This is a genomic window from Acidobacteriota bacterium, from assembly GCA_030697165.1.
In the GTDB taxonomy this organism is placed as follows: Bacteria; Acidobacteriota; Vicinamibacteria; order Vicinamibacterales; family UBA2999; genus 12-FULL-67-14b.
In genome coordinates this window covers 14,542-29,482 of record JAUYQQ010000001.1, presented here as the reverse complement: position 1 = coordinate 29,482, position 14,941 = coordinate 14,542, and the positions used below count along the sequence as shown (strand labels likewise).

At 65.8% G+C, this 14,941-nt stretch carries 11 protein-coding genes; 6 read left to right on the top strand and 5 right to left on the bottom strand.

The window, feature by feature from the left end; genetic code table 11:
* Positions 1-52 precede the first annotated feature (52 nt).
* Positions 53-253, bottom strand: coding sequence for a sulfur carrier protein ThiS (gene thiS / locus Q8T13_00130; GenBank protein MDP3716156.1), 201 nt, complete (start codon positions 251-253; stop codon positions 53-55).
* A gap of 68 nt (positions 254-321) precedes the next feature.
* Here thiS and Q8T13_00125 point away from each other — a divergent pair, with 68 nt between their 5' ends.
* The 6 genes from Q8T13_00125 (at position 322) to Q8T13_00100 (ending at position 11,949) form a co-directional block, all read left to right on the top strand.
* Positions 322-3,933 (top strand): FAD-dependent oxidoreductase, encoded by a 3,612-nt coding sequence (locus Q8T13_00125; protein MDP3716155.1) that lies wholly within the window; start codon positions 322-324, stop codon positions 3,931-3,933.
* A gap of 9 nt (positions 3,934-3,942) precedes the next feature.
* Entirely contained in the window at positions 3,943-5,670 is a 1,728-nt protein-coding gene (locus Q8T13_00120; GenBank protein MDP3716154.1) for a serine/threonine-protein kinase, read from the top strand.
* A gap of 11 nt (positions 5,671-5,681) precedes the next feature.
* The gene (locus Q8T13_00115; GenBank protein ID MDP3716153.1) at positions 5,682-7,193 is read left to right on the top strand and encodes a glycosyltransferase family 39 protein; all 1,512 of its coding nucleotides are present in this window, start codon (positions 5,682-5,684) and stop codon (positions 7,191-7,193) included.
* The gene (locus Q8T13_00110; protein MDP3716152.1) at positions 7,190-9,166 is read left to right on the top strand and encodes a glycosyltransferase family 39 protein; all 1,977 of its coding nucleotides are present in this window, start codon (positions 7,190-7,192) and stop codon (positions 9,164-9,166) included. Before Q8T13_00115 ends, Q8T13_00110 begins: the two co-directional genes overlap by 4 nt.
* Positions 9,163-10,710 (top strand): glycosyltransferase family 39 protein, encoded by a 1,548-nt coding sequence (locus tag Q8T13_00105; GenBank protein ID MDP3716151.1) that lies wholly within the window; start codon positions 9,163-9,165, stop codon positions 10,708-10,710. The genes Q8T13_00110 and Q8T13_00105 overlap by 4 nt, the downstream gene beginning before the upstream one ends.
* 63 nt (positions 10,711-10,773) lie before the next feature.
* Positions 10,774-11,949, top strand: a complete 1,176-nt coding sequence (locus Q8T13_00100; protein ID MDP3716150.1) for a tetratricopeptide repeat protein — start codon at positions 10,774-10,776, stop codon at positions 11,947-11,949.
* On the opposite strand, the gene Q8T13_00095 is transcribed toward Q8T13_00100, so the two are convergent.
* From Q8T13_00095 to Q8T13_00080, 4 genes are all read right to left on the bottom strand, one after another.
* A complete protein-coding gene (locus Q8T13_00095; GenBank protein ID MDP3716149.1) occupies positions 11,946-12,341 on the bottom strand; it encodes a hypothetical protein in 396 nt (131 codons plus the stop codon). The two genes, Q8T13_00100 and Q8T13_00095, sit on opposite strands and share 4 nt — an antisense overlap.
* Complete coding sequence (locus Q8T13_00090; protein ID MDP3716148.1) at positions 12,338-13,297, bottom strand: radical SAM protein; 960 nt, start codon at positions 13,295-13,297, stop codon at positions 12,338-12,340. Before Q8T13_00090 ends, Q8T13_00095 begins: the two co-directional genes overlap by 4 nt.
* Positions 13,298-13,402: 105 nt before the next feature.
* Positions 13,403-13,663: a hypothetical protein gene (locus tag Q8T13_00085; protein ID MDP3716147.1), complete on the bottom strand. Its 261-nt coding sequence runs from the start codon at positions 13,661-13,663 to the stop codon at positions 13,403-13,405.
* Positions 13,644-14,924 (bottom strand): DEAD/DEAH box helicase, encoded by a 1,281-nt coding sequence (locus tag Q8T13_00080; GenBank protein MDP3716146.1) that lies wholly within the window; start codon positions 14,922-14,924, stop codon positions 13,644-13,646. Before Q8T13_00080 ends, Q8T13_00085 begins: the two co-directional genes overlap by 20 nt.
* Positions 14,925-14,941 lie beyond the last annotated feature (17 nt).

Here is a 14,941-nt window from a genome sequence, read left to right as displayed (position 1 = left end):
AAACCATAATCCTTAAGCTTGGCTTCGGTGTTTCTGTGGTTCCGTGTGTGCATTAGCCTCCGCCGACGAAATTGACGATCTCGACTTCATCGCCATCGCCGACGATAGCCGAGTCGTAAGCGGTCTTCTTGACGACGGCGAGGTTGTGTTCGACGGCGACGCGGCGCGGATCGATGTCCAGGGTGGCGAGCAGGGCGGTCACGCTCAGCGGCTGGGGAATCTCGTGCGGATCGCCGTTCAACTTAATGGTCATAGGTTGGTGCCAGGGCCCGTCCAAGCCCGATCGTACCATAGCTGATCACATATAATTGAGAGTTGGAAATGGCACCAACCACCGCACCTGAAACCGTCCTCGGAATCCCCGGATTCACCTTCGCTGACCTGCACCAACCCAGCCGCCTGCGCGACCTGCACGACCGGTTTGTCGAGACCGTCAGGACGTCCGAACCGGAGCTGTGGACGCAGTGGGAGCAGTACCGGGAGGTGCCCGACTCGCTGGGCGCGGTCACTCGCAGCATCCTCGTCGTGGCCATGGCGCCGCATGTGAGCCGGTTCCTCGCGCGCCTGTTCGGAGTGGGAACCGAGGCTGACGCGCTGATCGCGGCGACGCGCGCCTACGACGTCCTGTTCCGATTCAAGATCGACTTCGTCCGCCGCCGTGCCCTGCCGCTCCTGAAGGGTGGCGCCCACGTCACCGCAACCGCGGAGGATCACGCCACCGTCGAGGCCGGGGCTAAAGCCCCGGCCCTCCGACTGGAGGGCGACGGCTTTAGCCGTCGCCAGGCGGGGGCTGAAGCCCCCGCCCTCCAGGAAATGGCGCTCGCCATATACGGTTGCTCGCTCCTCGATCGCGAAGAGTCGCTCAAGGCCAACGGTTCCGACGCCGACAAGGCCGCGGTGGCGGCCGAGATCGAATCACTCAAGCGATGGTGCGCCGCGCACGTTCACAGCCCCGATTACCGCGGCTGGGTCGTGTTCCGCTTTCCCGAGAACCTCGACTACGACCACCTGGTCCAGATCCAGCGGCCCGATGCGAAGTTGCCCGAGCAGGTCGTCGGTCCCGGCGAGAAGCTGCGCCGGCGCCAGGGCTTTGCACTGACCGACCCGCGCTTCACGCAGCGCGAAACGCTGAGCGAGATCCACTACTGCGTGCTGTGCCACGAACGCGACAAGGACACCTGCTCGAAGGGCATTCGCGACAAGGAGGGCAAGGCCGCCAACAACCCGCTTGGCATTCCGATGCCGGGGTGCCCGCTCGACGAGAAGATTTCCGAGATGCACACGCTGCGCAAGCGTGGCGACGCCATTGGCGCGCTGGCGATCGTGACCGTGGACAACCCCATGGTCCCCGGCACCGGCCACCGCATCTGCAACGATTGCATGAAGGCCTGCATCTACCAGAAGCAGGAGCCGGTCAACGTTCCGCAGATCGAGACCGGCGTGGTCACCGACGTGCTGAACCTGCCGTGGGGCGTTGAGATCTACGGCCTGCTCACGCGGTGGAACCCACTCAATACGAAGCGCCCGTATGCGCTGCCCTACAACGGCAAGAACGTGCTGGTCGTCGGCCTTGGCCCGGCCGGCTACACGCTGTCGCATTACCTGCTGAACGAGGGTTTCGGCGTGGTGGCGATCGACGGGCTCAAGATCGAACCGCTGCCCGAAGAGATTGTTGGCGGCGATGGCCGTCCGCCGCGGCCGATCGAGAGCTGGAGCGAGATTTACCGCCCGCTCGACGAGCGCGTGCTCGAAGGCTTCGGCGGCGTGTCGGAGTACGGCATTACCGTCAGGTGGGACAAGAATTTCCTCACGCTGATCCACTTGACGCTGGCGCGGCGCGGCAAGCTGAAGATCTACGGCGGCGTCCGATTCGGCGGCGCGCTGCCGATCGAGGAAGCGTGGGCTGCCGGCATTCACCACGTGGCCATTGCGGCCGGCGCCGGGCGGCCGACGATCATCGACATCAAGAACAACCTGATCCGGGGTATCCGCAAGGCCAGCGACTTCCTGATGGCGCTGCAGCTGACCGGCGCGTTCAAGCGCGACGCCCTGTCGAACCTGCAGGCGCGCCTGCCGGCAATTGTGATTGGCGGCGGCCTCACCGGTGTCGATACCGCGACCGAGCTGATGGCGTACTACCCGATCCAGGTCGAGAAGACGCTGGACCGCTACGAGGCGCTCGTGCGCGACCTGGGCGAGGCCCGCGTGCGCGGGATCATGGATTTGGAGGAGCAGGGCATTCTCGACGAGTTCCTCGGACATGGCCGGGCCGTGCGCGCCGAGCGTGCGCGGGCGAAGGCAGCCGACGAGTCGCCCAACTTTATCGACCTGATCAACGCGTGGGGCGGCGTGACGCTGGCCTACCGCAAGCGCCTGCAGGACGCGCCGGCCTACCGGCTCAATCACGAAGAGGTCACGCTCGCGCTGCAGGAAGGCATTTCGGTCACCGAGAACATGAACCCGGTCGAGGCCGTCCCCGACGAGTTCGGCCATGTCAAGGCGATGGTCTTCACCCGCGCCGACGGGTCGTCGATCGAATTGCCAGCCCGCACGGTGCTGGTGGCGGCCGGCACGGTGCCGAACATCACCTACGAGAAAGAACACCCGGGTTCTTTCAGCCTCGACGGCAAGCAGAAGTTCTTCCAAGGTTTCCGCGCCACTCCCGTGGAGGGCGATGGCTTTAGCCGTCGCCGCTTCCGCCTCGAACCGGATTCCAACGGCTTCTTCACCTCCCACGACACCGACGGCCGGTTCGTCACCTACTACGGCGACAACCATCCTCGCTACAACGGCAACGTCGTCAAGGCGATGGCATCGGGCAAGCATGGCTACCCGCACGTGGTGGCACTCTTTGCCGACGAGCTCGCGAAGCTCAACCCGGCCGACCAGCCGGCGCGCGAGTCGGCGTGGCAGGCGATGGTCGCTCACTTCGACGACCAGCTGCTTGCCAGGGTGGAGCGGGTCGTGCGGCTGACGCCGACCATCATCGAGGTGATCGTGCGCGCCCCGGCGGCGGCCCGGCACTTCGGCCCCGGCCAGTTCTATCGCCTCCAGAACTTCGAACGGCTCAGCCCGCAGGTGCGGCTCAACGATCACGTGGCGTCGATGTTGATGGAGGGCATTGCCCTCACCGGTGCCTGGGTTGATCGCGAGAAGGGCCTGCTGTCGCTGATCACGCTCGAGATGGGCGTGTCGAGCCGGCTGTGCGCGTACCTCAAGCCGGGCGAGCCGGTGGTGGTGATGGGACCCACCGGGACGCCCACCGAGATTGCCGAGAACTCGGCGGTGCTGCTGGCCGGCGGCGGCCTGGGCAACGCCGTGCTGTTCTCGATTGCCAGGGCGCTCAAGGCCCAGGGCAACAAGGTCATCTACTTTGCCGGCTACCGGAATGGCGCCGACCTGTTCAAGCGCGAGGACATCGAGGCGGCCACCGACCAGGTGATCTGGGCCACCGATGCAGGCACGGCGATCGAACCGCACCGGCCGCAGGACGCGCATTTCCGCGGCAACATCGTCGAGGCGATGGTGGCCTATGCCGAGGGCCGGCTGGGTGCGCAGGCCGTGTCGCTCCAGGACGTCACGCGCATCATCGCGATCGGCTCGGATCGCATGATGAACGGTGTCCGCATCGCCCGTCACGGCGTCTTGCAGCCGTACCTCGACCCGAAGCACGTCGGCATCGGCAGCATCAATTCACCGATGCAGTGCATGATGAAGGAAGTGTGCGCGCAGTGCCTGCAGCGCCACGTCGATCCCGAGACCGGCCGCGAAGAGTTCATCTTCTCGTGCTACAACCAGGACCAGGAGCTGGATCGCGTCGACTTCGACAACCTGCGAGCACGGCTCCGCCAGAACAGCGTCCAGGAGAAGATCTCGAACTTGTGGTTCGAGCACGTGCTGGATCAGGCTGAATCAGAGCTCGTTCACGTATAAGCTGTTCGCGTGCTGGCGCCAGGAACGCGGATCGACGACCGCTACGAGATCATCGACGTCCTTGGCTCCGGTGGCATGGGCCATGTCTACCGGGCCCGCCGCCTCCGGCTCGGTGACGAGGTCGCGATCAAGGTGATGCAGGCGGCGCACGATTCACCGCCGGACTTGCGCGAGCGCTTCCTGCGCGAAAGCCGCGCCTGCGCCCAGCTGCGCCATCCCAACATCGTCGGCATTCTCGATTTCGATTTCGACGCGGCGAACCAGCCGTACATGGTAATGGAGCTGCTGAGCGGCCCGAGCCTGCGCGAGGAGATCGATCTCGAGGCGCCCATGCCGCCGGCCCGCGTGGCGGCGATCCTGGCGCCGGTGGCGGCGGCCCTGCAGCTGGCCCACGACCGCGGCATCACCCATCGCGACCTCAAGCCCGCCAACATCGTCGTTCACCGCTACGAGTCGGGCGAGCGGGTCTACAAGGTGATCGATTTCGGCCTGGCCGCCATGAAGGCGGCCAGCGACGAGACCCGCCTCACCAACCCCGCCTTCTTCCTCGGTACGCTGGCATACGCGGCGCCTGAGCAGATGCGCGGCGAGACGGTGACGGCGGCGACCGATATCTACGCGCTGGGCGTCATCGCGTACGAGATGCTGACCGGCGGCCGGCCGTTTGACGCCGGCAATCACGCGACCCTGATTCAGCAGGCGCTGACGGCGAATCCCGTCAGCCCGGCGACGCGCCAGGCGGGCCTGCCGGTGGCCGTGGACGAGGCCGTCATGCGCGCCCTCGACAAGGATCCGCTCGGGCGGTGGGGCAGCGTCGCCGATTTCGTGAACGCCTTGCGGGTTGCCGCCGGCGCGGCCGCTCCGGACCGCTCCGAATCTGGCGGCGGCCTGCTCGCGCGCTACGAGTTGGGCCAACTCGTGGGCCGTGGCCGGCTCGGCAGCCTCGTCTACCGTGGCACTCACCGGGCCCTGGGCATTGCGGTAGCCATCCGCATCCTGAAACGCGACGAGCAACCGCATTGGGAGGCGGTGCGGGCGCGGTTTCTGCTCGAGGCACGCACGCAGCAGGTGCCGCATCCGAACCTCCTGCAGGTTCGCGATTTTGGAGAGGACGATCAGAACGTGTTCCTGGTCACCGAATGGGTGGAGGGTCCCAGCCTGCGGCAGGCATTGGCCGAGAGCGGCGCCTTCCCGTGGCCGCGCGCATCGGCGCTGCTGGCCCAGGCGCTCGATGCCGTGCCCGCGCTCCATCGCAGCGGTGGATTCATTTGCGGCGTGAACCCCGACATGGTGCGCATTAGGGCTGGTGGGGCGGGTAGGGCTGGTGGGGCTGGTGGGGCGGGTGGGGAACAGATCGTCGTTTCTTCTGCCGGCATCCGTTCCGTCCAGGATGTGCTCGCCACCATGCGTGAGCAGGAGCTGCGCGGCCAGGAGGCCAGCGAACACGAGCTGCCTTATGTCGCGCCCGAAGTGCTGATGGGCGGTGCCCCCAATGCGCGCGCCGATGTCTTCACAATTGGTGTGCTCGCTTACGAAATGGTTACTGGCCGCCAGCCATTCCAGGCTCGCTCGGTACCGGAGCTACTGGGCCAGATGCTGCAGTCGAAGCCCGAGGCGCCGACGGGTCTGGCCCCTGGTGTTCCCGTCGGCGTGAGTGACGCCATCCTCAGGGCCATCAACGGCAACCCGGCCGCGCGCTTTGAATCGGCCGAGTCGTTCGCCCGCGCGCTGGAATGACCGCGCCCGCCATGTCTCGCCCAGTGCTCGCGGTCGCCGCGCTCAGCCTGCTGGCGTGGGTCTACGGCGCCGGCCTCGACCGCTCGCCTGTCTATCTCGTGCACGACGAAGTGGTCTACGCCATCAACGCGAATGCGATTGCCAGCACCCTCCGCGACATCAACGGCCAGTTCCTGCCACTTTCAATCCACGTGTCGGGGGGATTCTTCGCCACGCCAGTCAACATCTACCTGACCGCGCTGTTTCTGAAGGTGCTGCCGCTGACGGAGGTCACGGTCCGTCTGCCGAGCGTGGTTGTCGGCCTCCTCAATATCGGCCTGCTGTTCTTGATCGCGCGGCGCGTGTTCGCCAGCCTGTGGCTGGCGGTATTGGCGGCGGGCGTATTGGCTTTCACGCCGGCCCATTTCATCCACAGCCGGATGGGGACCGACCACGAATACGCCGTCACGGCGGTGCTCGCTTGGGCGCTGTGCGTGATTGGTCATGACGTCCTGTCGACCCGCCGGCTGCTGGTGGCCGGGGCCATCCTCGGCGCGGGTGTTTACACCTACCTTGGCGCGGTGATCACGATGCCCGCCTGCGTGGCGATCACGTGGGTTCTGCTGTGGTGGAGAGGCACCCGCACCTGGAGGCCGTTTGCGGCCGTCGCCGGCGGCTTCGCGATCGTGCTGGTGCCGTTTGTGGCCTGGCACCTGCTGCACCCGCTGCAGTACCTCGGCCAGATGAAGATGTATTCCCTTGGCCAGGCGCCTTCGACCGAGCCGGTCGTGCTGGCCGATCGGGTGGCCGCCTACTGGAACTACTTCAACCCGTCATTCCTGTTCTTCGCCGGTGATACCAGCTTAATCAACGGCACTCGCTACACCGGCGTGTTCCTGCTCCCGGTGCTGTTTCTGTTTTCCGCCGGACTCGTTCGATTGTTTAGAACCGCCGGCTCGCCGGCCACTCTGTTGATAGCGCTGTGCCTGCTGGCCTCACCGCTGGCCGCCGCGGTGGTCGGTGAGGCCTACCGCATCAACCGCGCACTGATGCTTCTGCCGTTCGTCGCGCTGGTCGCGGCGATGGGGATTGACGTCCTGTGGACCGCCGGGTCGCGCGGCGGCCGCGTGACCGTCGTGTTATTGCTGGCCCTGATGCCGCTGCAGTTCGCCGGGTTCTACCGCGACTACTTCGGCGACTACCGGGTTCGGTCGGCTAAGTGGCTGGAATACAACATCGGCGGTGGGCTGGAGGAGATCATCCGGCGGCAGCCGGCTGTCTCGGTGCCGGTCTACATCGCAGATAATGTCCAGTGGGCGTCCTACTACTGGCAGTTCTACCTTGCTAAGCATGGCCGGCTTGATCTCCATCGCCACACCGCGTTCGTCGACGTGTCATCGCTCGACGTCAACAGCATTCCTTCCGGCGGCCTCCTGTTCTGCCGTGTCGCCGATGAAGGCGCACTCCTGGCTGCGGGCATGACGCGCGTGGCCGCCATTCCTGAGCCCGCCGGCGTGCCGTGGTTCAGCGTACTGCGCAGATGATTGGCGATCGCCTGGAGGCCTGGCTGGTCAGCCCGCGGTTGCCGATGGTGGCCTCGCTCGTCTCACTCGTGCTTGGCCTCATCTTCGTCTTCGTGTGGGCGCCTCACCCGTGGGGCTGGTTTGGCATCGATCAGTACCACCAGATTGCGGTCGATCTCGCCAGCGGCCAGCCGTTTCCTACCCTCAATGTGCCCTGGGGCTATGGCTACTTTCTGGCGCTGTTCTACTGGGTGTTCGGCCCGACGCCGGCGCCGGCGCTGGTCGCCCAGGTGGTCCTCAACGCGCTGATTCCCCTGATCGTCTACCGAATTGCGTGCCGGGAATTCGACAGGCGGGTAGCGGCATTGGCCACCTGCCTGGTTGCAGGGTTGTCGTTCAACACCGTCTACGCCTCAACCGAGGCGTCCGATTCAGTGTGTACGTTCCTGTTCATGCTGATGCTGTGGACCTTTGTCGAGGCACGCGTCAGTGGCCGCTGGACGATGTTCGCCGTGACGGGGGTGGTGCTGGGACTGGCTGCGCAGTTCCGGCCCAATCTCCTGGTGCTGCCTGCGGTACTGGCGGTGTTTCATGCTGTCAGCCGACGCTTCTCGTGGCGATCGATCGGGCAGGGGGTGCTGCTGGGAGTGATGACCGCCGTGATGCTGGCGCCATGGGTCTGGCGTAACTACCGGCTGGCTGGCGAGTTCATTCCGACGAGCACACACGGGGGCGTCCAGCTTTGGTACGGGTCGCTCGAGACCGGACCGTACCTGACCAGCCGGGCGCACAATCCCCGCCGGCTGTTCGAGACGCCGGCATTCGACTACACCAGCTTGTCGCAGCGGCCGGTGCTGTTCGACGTGTCGATGACTTGTCCGCCGGGCCGGCCCACTGCCGTGACCCTGGTGTATCGCGTCGACGCCAACGGCGCCGAGCAACGGGTCAGCCTGACGGAAGACGCGAACCGGCATTGGCGCGGAGAAGTGCCGGCCTTCGGAAGGGCCGGCCGCTTGTACTACTGGCTCGAGGCGCTCTGGCCGGCCGAGGCGGTTGACCCTCCACTGCGGTCGTCGCCGCCGGGCGGCGCTGCGGACCCGTTTGTGTATTTCGTCAGCGGTGATCACGTGGCCGACCTCGATGCTGACGGAGCGTTGTGGGACGTCTTCGATGTGACCCGGCTGCTTCGCCACGTGGCATGGCGCGAGCCGGTTCCGCCAGCGCCGTTGCTCGATCGCAACGGCGACGGCCAGGTCACCGAGCCTGACTTGCGCAGCCTCCTGCAACTCATGCTCACACACCTCGACCGGGACCACCCGCCGGTGGACCGGTTGTCGAGCGTGCAGGTCTCAGACGGTGACGTCCGAGCCGTCTTTGTCGACGGCACCGAACTGGTGGTGCCGCGGAACTGGAACGGCCGTCTGACCGATTTGCATTTCGACGATGGGGTGTCGTCGGCGCTGCTCAGCGTCCGTCGACGCGTGGCGCAGCAGCCCGCGCCGCTCCTGCCCTTGACCGAACGCTGCCTCGCGCCTGGCGAGACCGCCATCAATAAGCCCTTCTATCGCGTCCAGCCACATGAGATGCGCCGCTACACCGCGCTCGCCCTCGACAATGTTCGCCGCGACCCCCTCGCGTATGCCGGAAGTGTCGTCTACCGCAGCGTGCGCCTGTTTGTGATCATGGGCAGCGAAGATCAGGGCACGGCGCACCAGTTCGACAATAGCCGCCTGGTGTATTTCCTGGGCACGGTTGTCTCGGGCGCATTCTTCATGTTGTTCCTGGCGGGAGCGTGGATCGGGTGGCGCCGTGGCTACGCCGTGGCGTTGCCGCTATCGGTGATCGCGACGCTGCCGGCGAGTATTGCTTTCGTGCTGATCAACATGCGCTACACGATCACCGTGCAGCCACTGATCCTGACGTTTGTCGCGGTGTCGCTGCTGGCGCTGTGGGACACTTTGCGGCCTGGCAGGGCGCGGATGCCCAAGCGATGAAGCGCCTGGGGTTGTACCTGGGCGTCCTGTTTCTGAGCGCCGCGGCCGCGGCCCTCTACACCACGAGGCTCGGCTTCGCGCCGATCTACCTGACTCACGACGAGGTCAACTTCTCACTGCAAGCGGCGTCGGTGGCTGACACCGGACGTGACCTGAATGGCCGGCTGCTGCCCGTCTACTTCTCCGAACCCGCGTTCACGGCTGGGCGCGACCCGATGATGATCTACGCGACGGCGCTCGTCCTGCAGGTGCTGCCGCTGTCGGAGTCCGCCGTCCGGTTGCCGACGGCGCTCGTCGGCATCGTCAACATCCTGCTGGTCGTATGGCTGGCACAGCTGCTGTTCCGCGATGCGCGGCTGTCCCTCGCGGCCGGTGTGATGCTGGCACTCTCGCCGGGCCACTTCATTCACAGCCGGTTGGCCCTGAGCGTGCTGTACCCGGTGCCCTTCGTCATTGCCTGGCTGATCGCCATGCGTCGAGTTGGCGACCCGGCCAGCCAACGGATGCTGTTTGTTGGTGGGGTGTTCCTGGGGCTGGGGATCTACGGCTATCTCGCCAGCATGGTGATGATGCCGGTCTACCTGCTGCTTACCGCGCTGGTGCTGGCAGAGCGGCGTCAGCTCAAGCTGATTGGCTGGGCCGCCGCCGGGTTCGCGGTCGTTCTCGTCCCGGTGGTGCTCTGGACCATCGCGCATCCGGAGCGCTTTGACGATCTGATGCGCGCGTATCGGCCTGGAGACGTGACCGGCGAGTCCACGTTGACCGACGCCGCGCGCGTGATGTCGGCGGGCAGCTGGCGCAGCAAGTTGAGTGAGTGGTGGCTATATTTCGACCCGGCCTACCTGTTTTTGTCAGGCGACTCCAGCCTAACCAACTCGACACGCCAGGCGGGTCTCTTCCCCCTGGCGATGGCCGTGTTCCTGCCGATCGGCGTCTGGCGCCTGTCCCGTACGCGCGGATTTGAGCGCCTGCTTCTCGTCGGCTTGATCACTGCGCCGCTGGCCGTCGTGTTGACCGGCGTCCTGCACCTGCACCGCTATCGTGGCATGTTCGTGCTGCCGTTCGGCGTGGTGGTGGCCACCTATGGCCTCTCGGTGATGTGGGCCTCGCCGCGCCGGGTGTGGCGTCTGGCGGCCACCGCGCTGTTGTTGACCATCCCCATTCAGTTTGCCGGCTTCTATCGCGACTACATGGGCTCCTACCGGGAGCGCACGAGTGAGTGGTACGGCGGCAACCTTCGTGCTGCCTTGCTGGAAGTGATGCGGCACCCGCCGGTGAGTGGGGCAACCTACGTCAGCCGCGGCATCCCGTACGCCGACGTCTATTGGCGCTTCTATGCGCAAACCACCTTGGGGGCGCCGGCCAGCCCCGAGCTCCTGGATCCTGAGATAGCCGAGACCCGCTCGTTCGCGGCCGGAGCGAAGGCGATCACGGCGGTCGATGAGCCGCTCGCGGCGGTGCTCGACCGCACCGGATGGCGTCGAGAGACTGTGGTTACTGAGCCGGGGGGGCGTCCGGCGTTCGTGGTGTTCCAGAAGCTATGACGCAGGGCCGGTGTCTTCTTTGTTTGACTTCCGCCGCGAACTGTTTCATCGTGAACGCGATCGATGCCTGAACTGCCATTCGATCCGCCGAACGCACCACCGCTTCGCGGCGAGACCGTTGTCTTCAGCGGCAAGCTCTGGTCGTTCGGCCGCAAGGAAGCGCGGGCGCTGGTCGAAGAGCTTGGTGGCGCGACGGACGAGGAAGTGACGGTGCGCACCACGCTGCTGGTAGTCGGTGCGGCGAGCTATCCCGACGGTGCCCCTGACCTCTCGGTTCTTCTCGACCACTCCAGTACGCAGAGCCAGAAGTTGCGCCGCGTGGCCCAGATCAATGCCGACACACCGGGCCGCATTCGCGTGCTCAGCGAAGACGAGTTCTGCCGCCTGGCCGGCCAGCCGGCCGTCGCTGAACGCCGGACTCAGCATTACGGCCAGAAAGACGTGCTCGCCATGTACCCGGCGTTGCGCCTCGATCACCTGCGCTACATGGAGAAGTGCGGCCTGATCAAGCCGGCGTTCAAGAACAACGCCGACACCTTTTTCGGGTTTGGCGATCTCACAACGCTGCGCCAAATGGCCGGTGAGCTTCAGCAAGGCACCGCCTTCCGCGCCGCCCTGCGTAGTCTTCAGGCGTCGCGCGTCGGTCAACTGGCGTTCGATTTCCGTCTTGATGCCCAGCCGGCAAGAATCATCGACCTGAGATCTCGAACCGGCATCCCGCCGAAGCGGCCTACGTCCGCGGAGGCGGACACCCCAGGCACCCTAGGCGGCGTTAGAGATTTGTCCAGCGCCGAACAGTATTTCTTGATGGGTTCTTTGTTAGACGATGGCACGCCGGAACGCGTAGACGAGGCGGTAAAGGCCTATCGCCGCGCGCTCGAGGAGGAGCCCGACCTCGTGGCCGCCCTCATCAACCTGGCCAACATCCGCTACTCGCGCGATGAGCTGGCCGAGGCGCAGGCCCTGTACGAACGGGCGATCGTGCTCGACCCCTCGTACTTCGAGGCGCACTTCAACCTCGGCAACATCCACCACGACCACGCCCACTACGGCGAGGCCGAGGTCTCGTACCGCCAGGCCCTGGCCTTGAATAACAGCTACGCCGACGCGCACTTCTACTTGGCGGTCACGCTCGAGAAGATGGGGCGTTCCGTGGACGCCCGCGCCCACTGGCGCGCCTACGAGCGCCTGGCGCCGCAAGGCGAGTGGGTGGAGTTGGCGAAAGAATTTTCCGACTAGCCCTGCCGCGGCCGGAGGATGACGGTGGGCTGATGATCCGTGCGCCCCGCCAGAGCGGCGACCCGCGTGGCCAGCGCCGGCGGCAGCTCGCCGGCGGTTTCCAGCACAACTTCGTCCACGCCGCATTCGGCCAGCCAGTCAGTGGCTTCGTCGCTCCAGAACAAGCCATCGGAGAGCAGGGCCACGTGAGGCGACCCCGCTCGCTTGGCATGCTGGAGCATATAGAACAGGCGATACGCAGAAATCTGGTTCGCTCCGCCGAAGTAATGCAGTTCCAAGCGCTGGTTGGCGGCCACCGCCTGTGACACCAGCCGCTTCCACTGGAGCATCTCAGCCTGGCTGTCGGGCGACGGCGCCAGGGATCGAGCGACCATCGTGATGGGTTCGCTCATGACGTGCGAACCTCGCCCGCCTTGAAGTGTTCGGCGCCACCGGCAACCTGCCAGTCCAGGCAGTCATGGCAAGGCGACGGGAGGTCCGAGAATCGGTGCGCCAGGTGCTGTTCTTCGAGGCGACGGTGCGGTCCCGTCCAGATCTCGTGGATGCTGCTCCCGGTGACGTTGCCGGCCACGAATCGGCCTTCGTAATCGACGGCACAGGCGACCACGTCGCCATTCCAGTGAATTGCGCAGGTGCGAAGGGCCCACGGACAGGCAATGCGGTGCATCTGCGGGTCGAGATTGTCCGCGCCGACCGTGCCACCCCAGCTGAGCTTCTCTCGAATTTTCACGTCCGCGCCGCGTGCCAGCCAATACTCGCGGAACTGATCCACTTCGTGCTCGTTGACGTCCATGATCGAATATTGGACCTCGACGCGCGTGGTCGCGCCGCGCCTGGCCTTGATCTCGAGCAGTCGCTCGACGTTCGCAAACACCTCGTCACGGTTCGCGCCGACGCGAACGCTCTCGAAGACCGCTGGGGAGAAACCGTCGAGACTGAACATCACCAGGTCGAGGCCCGACTCGATCACCCATTCCGCCACTTCGCCCGTAAAGCGGGTGCCGTTGGTATTGAGCACGAGGTTGGTGAGGCCACGCCCTTTGGCATACTGCAGCATGTAGAACAGGCGATAGTCGAGCAGGAACGCTTCGCCGTAGAACGTCGGCCACACTTCGGTGTGCGGCGCGCGCTCGGCGATCTCGTCAACGATCTGCCGGTACAGCGCCATTGGCATGTGACCAACCGGTCGGGTCATGGTGTCGTGGCGGCAATGGGCGCACGTGAGATTGCATGCGGCCGTAGTCTCGATGATGACTTGAGGTGGAAAGTCGTGGTGAGTCTGGCGGGACTCAAGGTCTATGAGGAAGGCGCTCTTAGCGGACGGGTCACCCTTATAGATAGGGCTCATTTACACTCCCTCTCGTCACAATACTCCTGTCGTCCAGAGATCGCACGCCTCAACGAGGCCGTTACAAGATTTTACGATTCGCTGCCTTTGCCCCGGAGGCGCTCGTTAGTAACGAAAGCGCCAGTCGTCCTGCGGCTGTCCTGGCTGGCCTTGCGGCTGTTGCTCTTCACGCTTCCGCGGCGTCCGCTTTGCCTTGTAGAGCGCGCAATCCGCACACCACGAATCCGCGCTGAACCCTTCCTTGCCGGCCATCGGCAGCACGTCACGGTGCGTGCAGTGGTCGGGCAGGCCGTCTTCGGCCGGCTTGCGCCAGCGGCACGACAGGAAGCGCGCGACGGCGGCCGAGTTAACGGGCCCGGAATCCAATGGCAGCCTCCACAGCGCTCCAGTTGCGCTGTTCGTTCGGCGACACGAGGGTCACGGCGTGGCCCGATGCGCCAGAGCGCCCGGTGCGCCCCACGCGATGCACGTAGGTGTCGGGCGAGTCGGGCACTTCGAAGTTGATGACGTGCGCGATGCCCTCGATGTCGAGGCCGCGCGCGGCGATGTCGGTGGCCACCAGCACGGGATGCTTGCCGGAGCGGAACCCTTCGACCGCCGAGTTGCGTTCTTGCTGCGTACGATCCGCGTGCAGCGCTGCGGCGCGAATGCCTTTCGCGACCAGCGAGCGCGTGAGCCGATCGGCGCCGATCTTGGTCCGCACGAACACCAGCACGGGGCCGTCAACCTCGCGCTTGGCGAAGTTGGCCAGCCAGTCGGTCTTGGCGCCGCTTTCGACCTGCACCATCTGGTGATCGATCGTCCGTGCCGCACCGCCCTGCTTGCCCACCTGCACGTACTTCGGCGAGCGCAGCATCTCTTTCGCCATCCGCTGGATCTCGCCCGGCAGCGTCGCCGAGAAGAGCAGCGTCTGCCGGTCGGGAGGAAGCGCCGACATGATCTTCTGGACGTCGGGCCAGAAGCCCATGTCCATCATCCGGTCCGCCTCATCCAGCACCAGGAACTGCACCCGCACCAGGTCGGTATTGCTGTGGCGCATGTGGTCCATCAGCCGTCCGGGCGTGGCGACGATGATGTCGACCCCGGCCTGCAGCGCGCGTTCCTGCGGACCCATTTCGACGCCGCCGAACACCGGCGCGGTGGTCACCGGCGTGTGGTACGTCAGGCCGACCAGCGAGTCTTCAATCTGGACCGCGAGTTCGCGGGTCGGCGCCAGGATCAGGGCGCGGGTAAAGGCCTCGCGCGCCGGGTCGCCGTAGCCGGGCTGTTCGGTCAGCAGCAGTTCGAGTATCGGCGCCGCGAACGCCAGCGTCTTGCCGGTGCCGGTCTCGGCGCACGCGATCACATCGTCGCCATCAAGCGCCAGCGGGATCACCGCGCCCTGGACGGGCCGGGTGCCTTCGAAGCCGAGGGAGCGGAAACCGGCCTCGAGCCGGGGATCGAACCCCAACTCGTCGAACGGAGTCGGCGGCGCATCGGCGTCGACGATGATCCACGGCAGGTCGGGCAGTGGGGCGGCAGGGCGGAAGCTCGGTGCACTGGAGGAGCCGCGGCGTCCGCCGCGGCCGCCACCACCACCAGACCGGCGCCGGCCGGGTCTTCGGGATGAAGTGGAATTTGAATTCAAGACTTCTCGAACTTGCG